A 16533-nucleotide genomic window follows, 5' to 3' on the forward strand; every position below is an offset into this window, starting at 1 on the left:
ACCTGAATCCCCATCCCTTCCACCAACAACCAGAGGACTCCCCATGGAACAACAGACAATGACGTCTGGCCGCGCACTGGGCGCCGCACTCAAACCCCGCCAGCTCACCATGATGGGGCTCGGAAGCGCCATCGGCGCGGGCCTGTTCATCGGCTCCGGCGCCGGCATCCAGGCTGCCGGCCCGGCCGTGCTGATCTCCTACCTCGTGGCAGGCACCCTCATCATCCTGGTGATGTGGGCCCTTGGCGAGATGGCCGCCGCCAATCCGGACAGCGGCGCCTTCTCCGTCTATACCGCCAAGGCCTACGGGCCGGTGGCCGGCGCCACGGTGGGCTGGCTCTGGTGGCTGCAGCTCGTGGTGGTCATCGCGGCCGAAGCGCTCGGTGCTGCCGGCCTGCTGGCCACCATCTTCCCCGCCCTGCCGGTGTGGCTGATGGCTTTCGTGTTCATCGTGGTGCTCACCGCTGTGAACCTCACCAGCGTGAAGAACTTCGGTGAATTCGAGTTCTGGTTCGCCCTGCTCAAGGTGGCAGCAATCGTCGGATTCCTCCTGGTGGGCGCTGCCCTGCTCTTCGGCTGGCTGCCGGCCGTCCAGTCACCTGGCCTGTCCAACTTCACCGGAGCCGGATTCGCACCCAGCGGTTTCGCCGGGATCGCCACGGCACTCTTCGTGGTGGCTTTCGCATTCGGCGGCACCGAGATTGTCTCTGTGGCGGCAGCTGAGACCGCCGAGCCTGCCCGCAGCGTGAAGAAGGCAGTCCGGACCGTGCTGTGGCGCATCCTCGTTTTCTACATCGGCGCGATCTTCGTGATCGCTGCAGTGGTGCCCGTGGGTTCGGCGGGGCTGAAGAGCCCGTTCGCCGCGGTGCTGGATGCGGCCGGCATGCCCGGCGCAGCCACTGCCATCACCCTGGTAGCCGTAGCGGCACTGCTCTCCGCCCTCAACGCCAACCTCTACGGTGCCTCACGGATGGCGTTCTCCCTCGCCGAGCGGGGTGAAGCGCCACGCCTGCTTGCCTCCGTGTCGAAGGCACGTGTCCCGGTTGTCGCAGTTCTCGCCAGCGTCGCCTTCGGCGTTGTCACGGTTGTGCTGGAGCTGGCCTTCCCCGAAAAGGTCCTTCCCGTCCTGCTCAACATCGTGGGCTCCACATGCCTGCTGGTGTGGACGTCCGCGCTCCTCGCCCAACTCGCGCTGCGCCTCCGCGCCGACCGCGAGGGGACGGATCTTCCCCTGCGGATGCCCGGCTTCCCGTGGCTCACGGTGTTTGGTCTGGTCATCCTCGCCGCGATCTTCACGGTGGGCTTCATCGGCGAGGATTCCCGGCCCCAGCTACTGAGCACCTTCGCACTCGTGGCGGTTCTTGCGGGTGGGTGCTGGATGAACCAGCGGAACCGGAAGGTTGCGCCGGTTGCGGAATCCTCGGAGCGTGCCAAGGAGCCGGTGCTGATCGACTGAATCAGGGGCTTGAAGGGGGGTTGAGCACACGAAGGGCGCGTCCGGTCTGGCCGGGCGCGCCCTTGGCGTTTTGAGGTGCCGGACGATATAAGTGCCGAATGCTCCTGGGCCGGAAGGCATACCCGACCAGCGAGTTTCTGTTAGCGGTTCAAAAAGTGTTCGGTTACGTCGACCCGGCTTGGAGTGGTGAACCTGCTCAGCTCCGGTGAAATCGCGCCGGGTGGTAAGGCCAGCGGTGACGTGTGCTTCGACAACAAGAATGCAGAAGCAGGCCAGTTCATCGTCCTGTACGAGCCGGTATTTTCATTCTTCTCCGATCGGGCCGCTTGGATCAATTCCTTCTATGCACCTTGACGGAAGGGCCCCCGAGCTTGCTCGGGGGCCCTTTCTCGGAATAGCACACTTTCAAACAGCAAATTGAAGAAAATGCTTTGACCGGTCTACTCAGCCCCGCAGCACCCAGGCCGCGTTGTTCGGCTGGAGCCAGCCGTCCTCCGTCAGGGGCGCGGCGCTGAGCAGCACGGAACCTGCCGGCAGCTGCACCGGCTCGGTGCCCATGGCGACGGCGACCAAGAAGTGCTCGTTGCGTTCGCAGATGAGGAGGTTGCCGGCCTCAACACGCCAGGTGCCGCCGTCGTCCGTGGTGAACACTTCGTTCTTCCACAACTGCCGGCGTAGCTTCAGAGCAGTCTTGGTCAGGTTCAGCGGGGACTGCGGGTCTTGTTCCTGTTGCTTGACAGCGTGGTTGCCCCATTCCGAGGGGAACGGCAGCCACGGATCCGCGGCGGCTTCACCGAGCGAGAAGCCGTGGTTCAGCGCCGCATCCTCGGTCCAGGGCAGCGGGACGCGGGCGCCGTCGCGGCAGACGCCGCCGCGGGCCCACATCGGATCCACCCGGGCCTCCACCGGGACGTCGACCTCGGGCAGACCGAGTTCCTGCCCCTGGTAGATATATGCGGCGCCGGGCAGTCCCAGCAGCGCCACCAGCGCGGCCCGCGCCCGGATAGCGCCCAGATCGCCGCCGCCGAAGCGGGTGACGGAACGGACGATGTCGTGGTTTTCCAGCGCCCAGGTGGGGGCGGCGCCATGCAGCTGCCGGGCAGCCTCGAGCTCGTTGCCCACGGCGGCCCACGCCTCCGCGTTCCAGCCGAGCTTCACGAACGCAAATGCAAAAGCCTGCTGCATCTCATCGGCCCGGGTGTAGCGCGCGGCGCGGGCCGGTTCCAGATTGACCTCGCCCACCAGCAGGCGGTGCGGCTCGTACTTCTCCGCGAGGGTGCGCCAGCGGCGGTAGACCTCGTGGACGTCCTCCTGGTCCGAGACCCGCGGGTTGGACCGCAGCCCGTCCACCACCCCGCCCGTGGAGGGCGAATCCGGCAGTCCCTCGGCCTTGAAGAGCGCATGCGCGACGTCGATGCGCAGCCCGTCCACCCCCTTGTCGAACCAGAAGCGCAGCACGCCGTCGAAGTAATCGCCGACGGCGGGATTGCGCCAGTTCCAGTCCGGCTGCCCGGCTGAAAAGAGGTGCAGATACCAGTCTCTGTCCGTCACCGAACCCGGATTGGCGCGGCTCCACGCCCGGCCGCCGAACACGCTCTGCCAGTTGTTCGGCGGGACGTCGGCGTGGGAGCCTTCAACAAAGTGGAACATGTCCCGCTCCGGCGAACCCGGCCCGGCAGCCAAAGCCGCCTGGAACAGCGGGTGCTCCGAGGAGCAGTGGTTGGGGACGACGTCGAGCAGGACCCGCAGGCCCAGCGCGTGCGCCAGTTCCAGCAAAGTATCGAACTGTTCCATGGAGCCGAACAGCGGGTCCACGCCGCAGTAGTCGGTCACGTCGTAGCCCTGGTCCACCTGCGGGGAGGGCTGGAACGGGGTCATCCAGATGCCGTCCACGCCGAGGGCGGCGATGTACGGCAGCCGGGCGATCAGCCCGGCGAGATCGCCGACGCCGTCGCCGTCGCCGTCGGCGAAGGAGCGCGGGTAGACCTCATAGATGACGGCGGACTGCCACCACGCAGGGGCTGGCGCCAGCGCGGTTTCCTCCACAGGGCCCACCGGCGGAACAGGGCTCATTTGCTCGCGCCCGCGGTGAGGCCTTCGACGATCCGCCGCTGGAAGATCAGCACCATAATGACCAACGGTACGGTGACGATCACGCCCGCGGCCATCTGCTCGCCGAACGGCGCCTGGAATTCGGTGGCGCCGGTGAACTTGCAGATCGCGACCGTGGCGGTCTGGATCTTGGGGTCGTTGATCATAGACAGCGCGATGATGAATTCGTTCCAGCTGTGGATGAAGGTCAGGATCGCCGTGGTGAAGACGCCCGGCGCGGCGGCCCATGTTTGGGCCGGCGGGTTCTAGTGGTCGTTGCAACTCGGTGAAAATTGGGAGCTGCAACGACCGTGTCATCTTTACGGGAGTATCACGAACCATCAGGAAGTACACGCAGGAGCAAAAAAACGAGTTGTTATCCGTCCTGGATCGGCTCGGGAATGTGGCCGGAACTGCCGATTCACTGGGCCTGGACCGATACACGTGCCGGAAGTGGGCCTCGAGTCCCAGGTTCTCAGCGGTGACAGGACGGACGAGAACGTCATCGCGCTACTCAGCACTTCGGGCCTGATCCTCCAGCCGATCGCCACGGACGCGCTGACAACAGCCGGCAAGGCCATGACTGTCAACGCTGAGGCGCTGGACCCGCCGAGGGACTCCGGGGCGACTGGAAAGTACCTGCTGGGTGATCCTGCCGGGGACGGCGTGGAGTAGCTCTGCAAGGTCCCCCGGGTGCATTTCCAGCGCGGTCGTAGCGGGACAGCGATCCTTGGGGGCTGGCAGCTTGCCCAAGTAGTCGTCCGCAAGGACGCAACCCTGGCTCTGGACCGTTCCGGGGACAACTTCACGAGGAACCTCGTGGTCATGCGTTTGGAGGGCCGGTTCGGCTTCGCGGTAATACTCCCAGACGCCTTCGTCGAGATCGATCTGGCTGCATAGTCGGCCATGGCGTCAACCTCCCCCGCCGGGCCGTCCACGCCCGCGGACAAGGAAGGATGGTAGCTGAGGCCCTGGCATTGAACCTGCCAGGGCCAGCGCCAGCGGCGGCGTCGGCCCGGGAGCCAGCGTTCTTGCCGCCGATGCCGCCTCCGTGGAGACGGAAGCGGTCCGTCTGCGGGAGATACTTGCAACCATGAACGACGCTTTCTGGACCACCCTTATCGCGAGCACACTCTCTGCAGCAGCCGCCCTGAGTGGTGTCGCGCTGACTAACCGGCACGCAATGCACCGGCATCAGGCCGAGCAGCAGGAGAAGTTAAGGGGCCAGCAACGGGAAATCATCGCCGAGATTGTGCTGGCTGGACGTGAATGGGCCAACCGTCAGGAGGTTTGGGTCCCGGCTGTCAGCAAGATGAACAGCAAAGACCTCATGGAATTTGCCCAGACGGACTCTTCGAAAGCCATGGGCGAGGTACTGCAACGGCTTAATGTCGCCCTGGTCAAGGCAGACCTGTTTATCCCAAACGGCAGCCTCAAGGACGAGATCAACTGGCTTGCAGAATTTGTCCAGACGTTCCCAGACAAAGTCATTGGGCCAGTCATGGAGAACCGAGAGGACTTCGACCACGTCATACTCGGGCTACGGGCAGTTCATATGTTCAGCGGGAAGCTCCTTGTTATGTCGAAGCATGCCTCGGCCCTTTTGGGTGTGAAGGACATGGCGGCCGAACGCAAGCCGCGAGGGCTACTCCAGGCGTCAAAGAGGGTGCCGAACATCTTCAGGAGGGGGAAGGGCGTCTAGATCTATGACGCTTGGGGTCCGGGGCCCCTCTGCCGGCAGTGGTCCATCTCCCCCTGCAGGCAGGAGGGGCCGCGCGTGCGTGGGCGCGAGCGGTATCGGCGTCTATGTGTTGTAGACAGCTTCCCGGCATGATGTCAGGGGGTAGATCCAAACTCACCGCTATGACTTCCCACACTCAAGTTCCGTCGCACCGCCGAGTCCCGACTGTCAGCCATTCATGGCAGCTTACGATGGTGCGGTGAGTATGCAGCTAATTGACGAGCTCGTGATACCCGCGGGCCTGCCGCAAGGTTGGCCGCAAGCAGTGACTACTCGTAGAAGTGTCAGTTGCGTTCGCGCGCTCATTCTCGGTTGGCGGCACATACGATGGGTTCATGACTGAAGTACCGCGCCGGACGCTGCGCTTCCTAACTATCGAACAGGTTGCCCAGGAGCTGAACGTGGGCGAGCCGCTCATCAGGGCCATGCTGAAATCAGGGGAGCTTCGGGGAATCCAGGTCGGCGGTCGCGGCGTCTGGAGGGTCGGGATCGCGGATCTTGAGGCTTACGTTGATGAGGCGTATCGCCGGACGACCGAGAAGATCTCGCGCGGTGACTTCGCCGAGGCTGAGGTCCCAGAGGCCTGATGGCTATGGAAGCTGGCTCCTCAGAATGGGTCATCATGTACCGCAAGGGCCTGACGCCAGTCCGCATTGCGGCGCTATGCGAAGTTCCCGCGCAGAAAGTGACCCGGGCGCTGCGGTCGGCGAAACAGCGGGAGCCCAGCCTGGAAGAGGAGCACCTCGCCTACGCGCCCAAACCCGGTCCGGTGAGCCCGCAGTGGGCGAAACGCTGCGGGGAACTGGCACGCTTCTTCGCGGAGAACGGCCGTATGCCTTTCGCGAAGCGTCACGGGGCTGAGTCGGGCATGGGAAGGTGGCTAGCGCAGCAGCGTGCCGCCGCTAAACGTGATGATTTGCCGGAGGAGAAGCGTCTCGCGTTGGCCAAAGCAGGGGACTGGGAGGCCACTCCGCGGGCGCAGCTGGATGCCAACCGGTGGCAGGAGCGTCTCGAGGGATTGGCCGATTTCGTTGCGTCCAAGTCTCGGTTCCCACGTTACCGCCGCGCTTCCTCAGAGGCCGAACGAGCGCTGGGAACCTGGCTACACAAACAACGTCAGCAGGCCATTAACGGTGAGTTAGCGACGGACCAGCTGCAGGCCCTGAACAAGCGCGTCCCGGGCTGGAACACTTGGCGGGCACCACGGGCTAGCGAATTGGCCAATAGGCGAACCTCTAAAGCACCGTTGTGAGTTGGTGGGCTTTGCAACGCCCAGCTGGGTAGGACTCATCACGTGCCGCACTCAGACCAGAGAGGCATGTGCGACTGAACGCGCGCTATTCGCAAGAGCGAATCCTCCAAAAGCACCTGGGATCGAACCAGGAAGTCTGTTGAAGGGGCTCTCACCCACCATCGCCCTACCAACGGAGCTGAGTCTCGATAGGCGGTTCCGAGTCCCGCTCAGGAACCCCACCGCTCACGCCAAGCGTTTCAGGTCCGCGCTTCGATAGCGGAGATCGCGTCAACACGCCGTATCAGGCATCGAAAAAACCGCTTATGGCATCCTGACGGAAGATCTTGAAAAAGTAATCCGTATGAGAGCCAGCGGCCGAACCGTTGCCGAGATTGCTCGGCTTATGCTCACCAGCGAACGTACTGTTCGGCGCGCCCTAAGCGAAACGACGGCGACCAACGAGAGATGACTCCGGCTCAGGGTGCGCGCAAATCGGCGTCTACCCGGAGGATAGGTTCAGCGCCCCGGCCGATGGGGCTGTCGGTCGGCGGCGGATGATTACTGTGCTCATTGGATGCTCCCTTCCATATCCCACCGTGTGTGCGGCAGGAAAGGTAGAGAGGGCCGGGTTGATACATTAATCTCGTGGTCCGTGAGCGAGAACCACAGCGGTTCCCTTGGGCCCGAACCCACCACCGCCTTCCACGCTCAAGACGAAACGAGAAGAGGCAGCAGCGTGGACAATCAGACAGGCAAAAGCAAGAGCAACGGCTTCACCCGGACGCTCATCATCCCCATGGCAAATCCGCTGATGCAGGGTGCTGGGAAGGTTGGCGAGGTAGCGCAGGCCGGTCTCCTGCTGGGGGCCAAGATGTTTGGCACCGATGGAGGAGGTGTAAAGATTTCGAATCACTGGGGCATCGCCGCTGAGAGTGCCGCGAAGGCCTGCATTGGGGGCGGGACACTCAAGAATGGTGGGCGCGGAATGGCGGGCGGCGACGCCAGGCTCGCGATAGTTGGGACCGCAGTCGCGGGCGTCCTTCTCGCCGGTGTCGTTGGCACCTCCCTTTACGCCGACTACGTCCTCGCAAAGCAGTCGGACCAGAGCCTCGTCGCGGGCACCTGCGAGAACTGCCAGGGACAGCTTCCTGATGCTTCGGATGACGGCTCGGCTCCCGAGACTGCCGCCACGTGTCCCCAGTGCGGGCCGCGGGACTCCAGCTAGGCGTAGGCGCACGAGAAAAGAGGGGGTCGGCACACCATGAAGAGAGCAGAGCGGCGCTCCTTGAGGACACGGGTGACGCTCATTGCTTTGTCTAGAAGCTCGTCGAGCGGTGAAGAGCGTTGGACGATGAAATCCTGAATGCGACGTGTCTCTTCAGAGTCCAATGGCGCAGCGATCTGCAGGTTCATGAGGGCTTCGATGGTCAGCTTCAGTTGGGCGGAACCGGTTACGGCTGGAGTCAAGTCCTCACATTCGATTCGGGCTGCCCAATATCCCACCGAATCGGTGATTGGTTTCAGGATGTGCGCGTGGTTGTTGACCCAGTCCTGCCAGCAGCCACGAATGCAATGGCTGACGATCTCGCCAGGAGGTTGGCGCCGTCCTCGGACACAACAACTAGCGGCTCGTCGTAGATGTAGTCATCGACGTAGTCGATGATCCCTGATGCGCCGTAGTACGGAAACCCATAGCGTCAGTTTGAGCCAACGCTGGTGCCGTCTAGTCGACATCGGCCAGCCGTTGTCGAGTAGGTAACACATGAGAAGGCTCAGACGGCTGATTCGCAGCTCTCTGACGGATAGTCGGAGTTCGCCGCAATATTCCGGACAGCAATTTCATCCATGAGGTTCGCTGTGGCCAAACAAGTCCAAAAGGTCCAGTCGAGGAACTCCTCGCCGAAATCTGACTTCTGGGCCTTGTCGCGGTGGCGGATGGTGAACTGGTTGGCGATCCTGAAAAGGTCACTCTCGTCGGCGGAAGAAACCTTCTTCTTCATTGAGGTTCGTTTTGGTTCCAGCTCGCCGTAGAGCAGTGCTATCGCTGCACGCTTGTCTACGACCGTGGCGCTTCTGGCGCGGTACATCCGAACGGCATGGGCCACTTCGTCCTCGGGGTCGTCCGCCCGCTGAGCGATTTGTTGGGTCGCCAAGTCATTGAGGGGTGAGTCAAAAACGCGAATGAGCCGCCCTTGTTCTTCGCCGGACGTGCCTAGACGGAGCGGCACGCGGTGGCTCTCCAGTAGCGTGTTTACACGCCAGCGATAGACGCTCTGCCCCGACTGGCTGTTCCAATTTTGATAGTGCAGACCACACTTTCCATAGCTGTGGTACGTGGCTGTCCGCGGTCGCTGGGCTTGGTCGTGAAAATACTCGACGAGTGAGTACACCGCCCCATCGCCAAGTGCGAGTATTTCTTCGCCGGTCATGTGCCATGGAACGTCCAGCTTCGTGGCACGGCGGATAGTCTTTCGAACGTCGTCTAGGTCTAAGGGGTCGTCGACGCAGTCTTTTGCGAGGACTTTGGGAAAGTAGCCCGCTTCCTGCAATTTATCTACTAGTTCGAAGAAGTCTTGGGCGAAGGTCTCGTATGGCTGATCTGATGCTAAGGAATTGGCGTTCCGCTCAGCCCAGTAGACGGGCGCCTTATATGGCCCTAACCGCGACTCGTCGTTCAGCAATTCAGTGAGCCAGACGCGAGCCAGGGCGTCGCTCTGAGGCACCCCCGCTTGCCGCAGGAACGCGTTATTCGTGGGTAGCGCGGCTAGAAACGCCGATGCCACCCCCTCGTCCTCATAGGCCTCAAGGAGCAGATGGCTGACCTTACTGACCCATTCGTCGTCTCCCGCGGGCAGTTCCAAAATGCGCGTGGCTTCCCACACGAACAGGGAGCGAGGCCAAAGCAAAGCGTAAACGGGATCATTCATAAGTAAAACCATAGGGCTTGCAGGCCCTCCAAGAAGAAGGGCTGGCTTAGGTGACTCGGGGCCCTGAAGTATCTTGGCTACATGACAGGGAAAGGCGACCCGAAATCGGGGCATGAGCTATACGAGACCGTTCTCGCCGTGGAGGAGATACTCGGAGGCGAACTGTCCGGCGAAGAGCTGGCGGAGCTCGTAAACGCCGCTGATCCCGTCCCTAAGCCTCCTGAAGAGTCGTCATAAGGAAAAGAGAACCGCCCCGGAGGATTCACGGGCGGCTCTCGGCCTCTCAGCGGTGCAGGTTGCGCAGCAGTGGCGGGACTGTCAGTTCCCAGTAGTCCACGACTGCTACCTTCGGCGGATCATTGAAAAATGCATGGTCCGCGAGGGGCATTCCGACGGACGCGATGAAGGACCCCATTGCGACGAAGAGAGCGACCCACGCCATTTTCTTGTTGAAGGTCGCCTGCTGACCTTGTTGCCTGTCCGCCAATCTTCTGGCCTTGCGGATTTCCTCCAAAGCCTTGGCTGTCGCTTTAGCGGCGTCGTGCATGCCCTTCAGAAGCTGGAAAGACTGTATTTCTCTCTCCAGCCGCTCCTGCTCCTTTTGCTCCTTGGCGGCAGCCTTCTCATCTTTACGTTCCAGGGCGTCAAGTTTTTTGTCTTGGGCCTGGATCCACTCCTCGTTGGCCTCGACAATCCGCAAGGCCTGAACCTGTAACTCCGGATCCAGGCCCTGCGTCATTTTGCGCATGTGATCTAGTGAAGATTCGAGCCCTGCGGTAACCCTGTCCGACATGGTCGCGCTGTCGGTCAGGCGCTCCGCATTCCGTTTCGCCGCTTCGGCAGCTTCAGCCGCCCAATCCTTCTTTGTTGCGTCCCGGGCAGCCTGATTTGCGGCCGCAGCCCAGTCCTTGTTTTTTTGCGGCATTATCTCGGATCGCCGCCTGGGCGTCAAAAGTCCCGGCGGGGGGATTCTCGCTCTCGCTCACAGGTGCGAGTACCTAGGCCGCGGCGTGGAGGCGGCCCACGCCGATAGCGCCATCGCTAGGGCCGGCGTTACAACGGCAATAGCTGCTGTCATCTTCGTCAATTTCTCCCCTTTGGGTGCGTCGAACGGTCGGACGGCGAGGTCAATTTACATCAGCGGCATGGCAAAGCCGCAAAAGCCGCCCTGGGGCTGTCCCAGAGCGGCTTTTGTTACGGTGCCTGGCTAAGCGACGGCGGCGAGCCGTTGCGCCACAAGGGCCTCGTGAAGGTGGCGGGCGATTGCCTGAGCCAGCGCCGTGGGAACGGCGTTGCCGATCTGTCTGGCTATCTCGATCTTGGAGCCCTCAAAGATGAAGCTATCGGGGAACCCTTGAAGGCGGGCCGCCTCGCGGTGGGTGATCGGTCTGTGCGCCTCGGGGTGCAGGTAGCGGCCCTTCTCCGGCTTGAAAAACTCGGTGCGGATGGTCGGCGACGGGCGTCCCCACCAGAGCCGCCCCATGACGTCCGTCGTGCCGGTCGGCTTCTCGGCCCAGCACCGGGGCAAAAGGTCCGGCCGGTTGCGGGCGAGGTCGAACCTGTTGCCGCCCTCGGGAATGGCCTTGTACCGCTCTAGGCTGGTCGGACGCGGGTTCCGCTTCAGGTGTAGCTCCTGCCGGTCGCCGGCCAGTCCCTCGACTACCTCAGGCTCGACAGCCGTCGGGTACTCGGGCAGGTCGCCGATAGCATCCCGTACGGTCACGTAGGGCGTGCCGCTGGCGGTGTTGGGGCCGTGCGTTATGGGCGGCGGCCACTCAACCTCTTCGGCATCGCGCACAGCCATGAAGATGCCTCGGATGCGGCGCTGAGGGGCGCCGTACTCGGCGGCGTTCAGCGGGCCGTAGGCGAAGGCGTACTTCTTCAGAATCGGGTCAGTTTCCATAGCCTCTAGGAGGGCCATGAACTGCGCCGACTTCTGAAACTCAGGAACATTCTCAATGATGAATGCCGCCGGTTGAACTTCGCGTACAGCCCGAAGGTACTGCTGCCAGAGCTCGTTGAGCTCGGCGCGTGAGGCGTCGTCGCGGTCGCGGCCCAGTGGCGAGAAGCCCTGGCAGGGAGGCCCGCCGATAATCACTTCAGCTTCAGGGAACGTCTTCACGTCCGTTACTGAGCCGGTTTCCACCGCACAGCCGAAGTGTCGCTCGTAGGTGCCAGCGGCGGCCTTGTCGATCTCCACGGCGAATATCGGCATGAAGCCTAGATCTGCCTGCTCGAAGCCGAGGGAGAGTCCTCCTGCGCCTGCGAATAAGTCAATTGTTCGTATTTCCATGATCCTGCCTTCCCGGTCGCCATCTTATCCTTTGCCAGAGGTGAGACATTTTGCGGGGCAGGTGTGTCCGTTGGGTGGTTGCTCACTATTAATGCAAAACTCAGGCTCATGCCCGCACCTTTCGCCGCTCAACTATGCGGTTTTCGCCTCGACAAGCAAGAGAATCTAACTCGATACCCGAACACATCTGATGCGGGTGACCCTGGATCGGTCGAGCTGGGTCGGGCGCTCTTCGAGGAGCTCGGAGTGCCGGAGGACAAACCGGGAGGGAATGATCCCGGCGCGAGGCTGGAAGAAGCCATCCAAGGGCATCTACAGCCGATGCGGCCTGACCTTGTCATTCGGCGGTCGCGCTCCGCTCTGGAGTTTGAACAGTACGCACACCTGCGGGTCTTTCCTGAGTTCAAAGAAGGTCATATAAACGCCGGGACGACGATCGAGCAGTTGCGGAAGATCGCCGAGAAGCTGCCGCCGTCGGCGCCGACAACAAGACTTCTAACCAGCCTGGACTCAGCGGCGACAAAGTTTGCCGAGCAGGACCGAATCAGCGAGCGGCTGAAGCTCTATATGCCGGAGGAATCGCTGCTCAAACTTGATTTGACTTGCGCCAGTGAGGAGGAGGGCAAAGAGTCCGTACTTCGCCTGGGCCTTTCGTCGAAGTGGACCCTCCGCACTGATCGCGCTCAGGACTGTGTTTCTCAGGGTTCAAAGCTGGCATCCCAGCGCCGGGGCCCGATGCCGCACTATGCCGTGATTACGATGGAGCCGCGTCCGGCGATGCTGAAGATTCTTGCTGACGGCTCGGGCTCCGTGGACTTTGTCTACCACTTGGACCTCCCAGCGCTCGTTCGGGCTATGGAAAAAGTCCGGTCGACGAAGCGCGGGAACAAGTGGAGCCCCGGCATTACCTTCGAGCGGTTGCTCAACCAGGGCAGAATTCGAGACTACGACGACTTGGTCGGCGCAGTCCGGTCGCTTCCTCTAGCTGTCTCCCCTGCGGTGCCGCAGGGCGCTATCGCTGCCGCCGAGGAGGAAGCAGGACGGAGCGGCGAGGTACTTGACGACGGCGATCCTCAGCTGTTCTAGGTGTACTGCCCAGGGACGTTGGTTGGGTGAATGTGATGACTCGCTGGAGTCGTTGACTCATGGGTGAGGACCTCCGGTTGCACAGTGGAGTTGCTTAGACAACCGCTGAGGCGACCAGGAGGTCCTCATGTCCCACGCTAATGCCGCTTTGACTCCGCGCCAACGGTTACGCCTCGCGCGTCTCGTTGTTGACCACGGCTGGCCGGTGTCCCGGGCTGCCGAACAGTTCAACTGTTCCTGGCCCACGGCGAAACGCTGGGCCGAACGCTACGCCGCGATGGGCCAGGCAGGGATGACGGATAGGTCCTCGTGCCCGCACCGGGTGGCGAACCGGACCCCGCAGCAGCTGGTGCGCAAGGTTGTACACCTGCGCTGGAAGCAACGGTTGGGGCCGGTCGCGATCGGAACGAAGCTGGCCATGCCGGCCTCGACGGTCCATGCGGTTCTGGTCCGGTGCCGGCTGAACCGCCTGCACCACGTGGACAAGCGCACCGGCGAGGTCGTCCGCCGGTACGAGCACGACAGGCCTGGCGCCATGATTCACGTCGATGTGAAGAAGCTCGGCAATATCCCGGACGGTGGCGGCTGGCGCTACGTTGGCAGGCGGAAAGGCTACAGGAACCGGGCAAGTACGCCTGATAAACCGCATAGCAGCTACCGCAACCCGCTGATCGGCACCTCCTACGTGCATACCGTCATCGACGACCACTCCCGGGTCGCCTACGCCGAGATCCATGGCGACGAAACAGCTGCCACCGCCGTGGGAGTGCTGAGACGGGCCGTGTCTTGGTTCGCCGCCCGCGGCGTCACCGTCGAGCGGGTCCTCTCCGACAATGGCTCAGCCTACAAATCACACCTCTGGCGCGACACCTGCCGTGAAATGAACATCAAGGCCAAGAAGACCCGCCCCTACCGACCGCAGACCAACGGCAAGATCGAACGGTTCCACCGCACCCTCGCCGACGGATGGGCCTTCCAACGCTTCTACGCCACCGAATCAGCCCGCAGAAACGCCCTCCCGGCATGGCTGCACCATTACAATCACCCCAGGCCCCACACCGCAATCGGAGGCCAACCGCCCATCACCCGCTTAACCAACCTGCCTGGGCAGTACATCTAGGTCAGTTCAGTGACCATCCGCTTCCGGTTGGGCGACGTCGACTACGCGCACGAGGCCGTTCAATCCGACTCAAAGTGCCGAATCTTCGATCGAAAAAAGAAAACCCCCAGGATTTCTCCAAGGCTCCCTCGTCGTGTGGGCTAGTTGATCGCCTCCAACTTGCCTTCCGCGTTCTTCTCTTCCTGAATCACCGCTCCGGCTTTCGGGGTTCCGCAACAGTCAAGCGGGGCAAGCTCCGGTTCGCCGTTGTAGTTGGCGCTGGCGTCCGATTCTTCGAGGCGGCGGCCGTACTAGTAGGCCTCGCGGTCGTCGTCGAGGAGACGGAAGGGGATGCCCTCTCCGGCCTTCAAGCGGGCCACGTCCGCCCGCTCGCGTTTCGGGGTCCGATTGTGCCGCCGGCGCCTGTCCTTCGTGATGATGAATGCGGCCGTTGTGGGCTCCTTTAGGTTCGCGGGGGAGGGGTTTGTCTGGGAGGGCTCTAGACCCATTCTCTAGAGCCTTTCGCGGGTCGCCTTACGCTTCGATCATGCGCTCCTCGTGCCAAGGGCAAATCGGGGCGCCGAACTCTTCGAGCCACCGGCGGGTCATGCGGGCCTTGTAGCCGGAGCCTTCAGCGCATTCGACCTTCATCCTGCGGGTCGTCTGCTTCTTCGCGCTGTCGGCTCCGGCGCCGTCGTTGGATCTACGCCAGAGCAGCACGGTTTTGTTTTGGCACGGCTCCGGACGTCGATGACGTGGATGCGCCGTTCGGTGCAGATGGCGTGCTTCTTGAAGCCGCGGTTGGGCGCACAAGGGTGGATTGTCGGTCCTCAAGAATAGGCTTGCCGGTGTACGGCGACTAGCGACGTGATCCCCCATGGATACGGGTCTTTCACTCGCAGCCTGGTACCTTTGGAACCGACATATTGCGAGATTTACTTTGAAAGCGACCCCCAAATGATCCCGATTGTTGACCTCTTCGCTGGTCCTGGTGGCCTAAACGAAGGATTTTCCAGCATCGGTGAGCATGTAGGGAAGCCAGTCTTCAAGACCGTCGCCTCGTTCGAGATGAATAAGTATGCGCATGGAACCCTACTTTTGCGCACTGCCTACCGCCTCATGAAGCGCGGAGCGGGTGTTCCCGCTGCTTACTACAGGTACGTCCAGGGATCCCTGTCGTGGGAGGATTTCTCAGCTGACCCCGTGGTGAGCGACGCCCTATGCCGCGCCCGAGAGGAAGTTCACCTGCTCGAACTGGGGGAGACGAACCGTTCGCTGGTCGATAAAACGATTAGAAGGGCGCTGGCTGAGTCACTAGAGTCTCCCTCCGACGACTGGGTGCTAATAGGTGGCCCCCCTTGCCAGGCTTACTCATTGGCGGGACGGTCGAGGCGTAAGCATGATGAAGAGTTTGAGAACGACCACAAGCACTTTCTCTACAAGGAATACCTCCACATCATTGAGCGGTTCCGTCCCACGGTCTTTGTTATGGAAAACGTCAAAGGCTTGCTCTCCTCAACGAACAAGGGGGATCAGACCTTCGACTTGATCATGAGGGACCTTTCGGAGCCGTCTCCTGGTGTCATGTATGAGGTTCGTTCTCTCGTCGTTGATGAGCCTGCAGGCCAACTGGAACCGAAAGACTTCGTTATACACGCCGAGGACTACGGGATCCCACAGAAACGCCATCGGGTCATACTTTTGGGTATTCGTACTGATGCCTTGGAGAGGACGTCTCGAGTCTTCTTGGACCCCCAGGAAGTCGTAACTGTTAGCGACGCTATAGGCGACCTCCCACGGCTCCGTTCCACAATCTCTCCTGCTAGGGAAGACAGCCCGCTGGCTTGGTCCATACTGACGCACGAGGTCACCGCTATCCTCGGTCAGGGCGACCTAACTGAGTCAGCATTCGTCAAACCAACAAAGTTGACGCCGGGGGGATTGTTCCTCCGCAACTATTCCGCGCCGGCTCCCGAATCCGCATTCCAGAAGTGGATACTCGACCCACGAATGGGCGGTGTCACGCTTCACAGCAGCAGGTCCCACATGGCGGAAGACATCAAGAGATACGGATACCTCGCGGCACAAGCGGCACTCCTTGGGCGGGCCCCCAAGTTGGATGACCTACCCAGCGAACTGCAACCAGAGCATAAGAACATCGGTAAAGCCAACACACCATTTGTGGACCGGTTTCGGGTCCAGCTCGCGGATAGGCCGTCTACGACGGTCGTGTCGCACATCGCAAAGGATGGCCACTACTATATCCACCCTGATGCAAGCCAAATGCGAAGTCTGACGGTCCGGGAAGCGGCGCGCTTACAGACGTTTCCGGACAACTACTTCTTTACTGGTTCAAGGACACAGCAGTACCACCAGGTCGGGAACGCCGTGCCGCCGCTGTTGGCGGCGCAGATCGCTCAGAAAGTCGCCGAGACACTTCGCTTACCAGCGGTTTTGCTTGACAGGACTGCCGAACACCAAGCGCCGGACCACACGGACCACACTGTGAGCCTGAACGACAGAGAATCGACGAACCAGCAGCACGTCTTTCGCAGCGAGGCATACAAGGTCGCCGTTCCGGCGCTGTAGCCGCATCGTTGTCCGGC

The 16533-nt window shown here is 62.0% G+C and carries 20 protein-coding genes and 1 pseudogene; 13 read left to right on the forward strand and 8 right to left on the reverse strand.

Annotation, left to right across the window (positions count from 1 at the left end):
• Positions 1–43: 43 nt before the first annotated feature.
• A complete protein-coding gene (locus tag ABH915_RS05930) occupies positions 44–1456 on the forward strand; it encodes an amino acid permease (RefSeq protein ID WP_370118864.1) in 1413 nt (470 codons plus the stop codon).
• A 186-nt stretch (positions 1457–1642) separates the two neighbouring features.
• The gene (locus ABH915_RS05935) at positions 1643–1810 is read left to right on the forward strand and encodes a hypothetical protein (protein ID WP_370118867.1); all 168 of its coding nucleotides are present in this window, start codon (positions 1643–1645) and stop codon (positions 1808–1810) included.
• A gap of 90 nt (positions 1811–1900) precedes the next feature.
• On the opposite strand, the gene ABH915_RS05940 is transcribed toward ABH915_RS05935, so the two are convergent.
• Positions 1901–3529, reverse strand: a complete 1629-nt coding sequence (locus ABH915_RS05940; RefSeq protein WP_370118870.1) for an alpha-amylase family glycosyl hydrolase — start codon at positions 3527–3529, stop codon at positions 1901–1903.
• Positions 3526–3789, reverse strand: a pseudogene (locus ABH915_RS05945) (carbohydrate ABC transporter permease); the annotation flags it as partial. The gene ABH915_RS05940 and the pseudogene ABH915_RS05945, both read right to left, overlap by 4 nt.
• Before the next feature lie 202 nt (positions 3790–3991).
• On the opposite strand from ABH915_RS05945, the gene ABH915_RS05950 reads away from it, so the two are divergent.
• From ABH915_RS05950 to ABH915_RS05980, 7 genes are all read left to right on the forward strand, one after another.
• Positions 3992–4222 (forward strand): hypothetical protein, encoded by a 231-nt coding sequence (locus ABH915_RS05950; protein ID WP_370118873.1) that lies wholly within the window; start codon positions 3992–3994, stop codon positions 4220–4222.
• An 18-nt stretch (positions 4223–4240) separates the two neighbouring features.
• The gene (locus ABH915_RS05955) at positions 4241–4447 is read left to right on the forward strand and encodes a phage major capsid protein (protein ID WP_370118875.1); all 207 of its coding nucleotides are present in this window, start codon (positions 4241–4243) and stop codon (positions 4445–4447) included.
• A 193-nt stretch (positions 4448–4640) separates the two neighbouring features.
• A complete protein-coding gene (locus ABH915_RS05960) occupies positions 4641–5249 on the forward strand; it encodes a hypothetical protein (RefSeq protein ID WP_370118878.1) in 609 nt (202 codons plus the stop codon).
• 374 nt (positions 5250–5623) lie between these two features.
• Complete coding sequence (locus ABH915_RS05965) at positions 5624–5875, forward strand: helix-turn-helix domain-containing protein (protein WP_370118880.1); 252 nt, start codon at positions 5624–5626, stop codon at positions 5873–5875.
• A 35-nt stretch (positions 5876–5910) separates the two neighbouring features.
• Complete coding sequence (locus ABH915_RS05970; protein WP_370118883.1) at positions 5911–6540, forward strand: helicase associated domain-containing protein; 630 nt, start codon at positions 5911–5913, stop codon at positions 6538–6540.
• A 313-nt stretch (positions 6541–6853) separates the two neighbouring features.
• Positions 6854–6991, forward strand: coding sequence for a sigma factor-like helix-turn-helix DNA-binding protein (locus tag ABH915_RS05975; RefSeq protein WP_370124947.1), 138 nt, complete (start codon positions 6854–6856; stop codon positions 6989–6991).
• A gap of 267 nt (positions 6992–7258) precedes the next feature.
• Positions 7259–7747 (forward strand): hypothetical protein, encoded by a 489-nt coding sequence (locus tag ABH915_RS05980; RefSeq protein WP_370118886.1) that lies wholly within the window; start codon positions 7259–7261, stop codon positions 7745–7747.
• Here the strand turns inward: ABH915_RS05980 and ABH915_RS05985 are convergent.
• The gene (locus ABH915_RS05985; RefSeq protein ID WP_370118889.1) at positions 7744–7989 is read right to left on the reverse strand and encodes a hypothetical protein; all 246 of its coding nucleotides are present in this window, start codon (positions 7987–7989) and stop codon (positions 7744–7746) included. The two genes, ABH915_RS05980 and ABH915_RS05985, sit on opposite strands and share 4 nt — an antisense overlap.
• Before the next feature lie 305 nt (positions 7990–8294).
• Positions 8295–9449: a hypothetical protein gene (locus ABH915_RS05990; protein WP_370118891.1), complete on the reverse strand. Its 1155-nt coding sequence runs from the start codon at positions 9447–9449 to the stop codon at positions 8295–8297.
• A gap of 81 nt (positions 9450–9530) precedes the next feature.
• Between ABH915_RS05990 and ABH915_RS05995 the strand changes: the two genes are divergently transcribed.
• Positions 9531–9686: a hypothetical protein gene (locus ABH915_RS05995; protein WP_370118894.1), complete on the forward strand. Its 156-nt coding sequence runs from the start codon at positions 9531–9533 to the stop codon at positions 9684–9686.
• Positions 9687–9732: 46 nt separating this feature from the next.
• Here the strand turns inward: ABH915_RS05995 and ABH915_RS06000 are convergent, their stop codons facing one another.
• Both ABH915_RS06000 and ABH915_RS06005 read right to left on the reverse strand, forming a co-directional pair.
• Complete coding sequence (locus ABH915_RS06000; RefSeq protein WP_370118897.1) at positions 9733–10374, reverse strand: hypothetical protein; 642 nt, start codon at positions 10372–10374, stop codon at positions 9733–9735.
• Positions 10375–10656: 282 nt separating this feature from the next.
• Positions 10657–11742 carry a DNA cytosine methyltransferase gene (locus ABH915_RS06005; protein ID WP_370118899.1) on the reverse strand — a complete coding sequence of 362 codons (1086 nt, stop codon included), beginning with the start codon at positions 11740–11742 and terminating at the stop codon, positions 10657–10659.
• Between the two features lie 246 nt (positions 11743–11988).
• Here ABH915_RS06005 and ABH915_RS06010 point away from each other — a divergent pair, with 246 nt between their 5' ends.
• Together ABH915_RS06010 and ABH915_RS06015 are read left to right on the forward strand one after the other, a co-directional pair.
• Positions 11989–12828: an NgoMIV family type II restriction endonuclease gene (locus ABH915_RS06010; RefSeq protein WP_370118901.1), complete on the forward strand. Its 840-nt coding sequence runs from the start codon at positions 11989–11991 to the stop codon at positions 12826–12828.
• Between the two features lie 127 nt (positions 12829–12955).
• On the forward strand, positions 12956–13948 hold the full coding sequence (locus tag ABH915_RS06015; RefSeq protein ID WP_370118903.1) for an IS481 family transposase: 993 nt from the start codon (positions 12956–12958) through the stop codon (positions 13946–13948).
• 290 nt (positions 13949–14238) lie between these two features.
• Here the strand turns inward: ABH915_RS06015 and ABH915_RS06020 are convergent, their stop codons facing one another.
• Together ABH915_RS06020 and ABH915_RS06025 are read right to left on the reverse strand one after the other, a co-directional pair.
• On the reverse strand, positions 14239–14436 hold the full coding sequence (locus tag ABH915_RS06020) for a hypothetical protein (RefSeq protein ID WP_370118906.1): 198 nt from the start codon (positions 14434–14436) through the stop codon (positions 14239–14241).
• A gap of 25 nt (positions 14437–14461) precedes the next feature.
• Positions 14462–14647: a hypothetical protein gene (locus ABH915_RS06025; RefSeq protein WP_370118908.1), complete on the reverse strand. Its 186-nt coding sequence runs from the start codon at positions 14645–14647 to the stop codon at positions 14462–14464.
• Positions 14648–14884: 237 nt separating this feature from the next.
• On the opposite strand from ABH915_RS06025, the gene ABH915_RS06030 reads away from it, so the two are divergent.
• Positions 14885–16516: a DNA cytosine methyltransferase gene (locus ABH915_RS06030; RefSeq protein ID WP_370118911.1), complete on the forward strand. Its 1632-nt coding sequence runs from the start codon at positions 14885–14887 to the stop codon at positions 16514–16516.
• Positions 16517–16533 lie beyond the last annotated feature (17 nt).

The sequence above is a fragment of the Arthrobacter sp. MW3 TE3886 genome (genome assembly GCF_041262145.1).
In the GTDB taxonomy this organism is placed as follows: Bacteria; Actinomycetota; Actinomycetes; order Actinomycetales; family Micrococcaceae; genus Arthrobacter.

Coding starts and splice junctions, on each gene's coding strand:
- ABH915_RS06015 (WP_370118903.1), top strand. CDS start 12,956: ATGTCCCACGCTAATGCCGCTTTGACTCCGCGCCAACGGTTACGCCTC.
- ABH915_RS06020 (WP_370118906.1), bottom strand. CDS start 14,436: ATGGGTCTAGAGCCCTCCCAGACAAACCCCTCCCCCGCGAACCTAAAG.
- ABH915_RS05930 (WP_370118864.1), top strand. CDS start 44: ATGGAACAACAGACAATGACGTCTGGCCGCGCACTGGGCGCCGCACTC.
- ABH915_RS06030 (WP_370118911.1), top strand. CDS start 14,885: ATGATCCCGATTGTTGACCTCTTCGCTGGTCCTGGTGGCCTAAACGAA.
- ABH915_RS05960 (WP_370118878.1), top strand. CDS start 4,641: ATGAACGACGCTTTCTGGACCACCCTTATCGCGAGCACACTCTCTGCA.
- ABH915_RS05940 (WP_370118870.1), bottom strand. CDS start 3,529: ATGAGCCCTGTTCCGCCGGTGGGCCCTGTGGAGGAAACCGCGCTGGCG.
- ABH915_RS06000 (WP_370118897.1), bottom strand. CDS start 10,374: ATGCCGCAAAAAAACAAGGACTGGGCTGCGGCCGCAAATCAGGCTGCC.
- ABH915_RS05970 (WP_370118883.1), top strand. CDS start 5,911: ATGTACCGCAAGGGCCTGACGCCAGTCCGCATTGCGGCGCTATGCGAA.
- ABH915_RS05965 (WP_370118880.1), top strand. CDS start 5,624: ATGACTGAAGTACCGCGCCGGACGCTGCGCTTCCTAACTATCGAACAG.
- ABH915_RS05990 (WP_370118891.1), bottom strand. CDS start 9,449: ATGAATGATCCCGTTTACGCTTTGCTTTGGCCTCGCTCCCTGTTCGTG.
- ABH915_RS05995 (WP_370118894.1), top strand. CDS start 9,531: ATGACAGGGAAAGGCGACCCGAAATCGGGGCATGAGCTATACGAGACC.
- ABH915_RS06005 (WP_370118899.1), bottom strand. CDS start 11,742: ATGGAAATACGAACAATTGACTTATTCGCAGGCGCAGGAGGACTCTCC.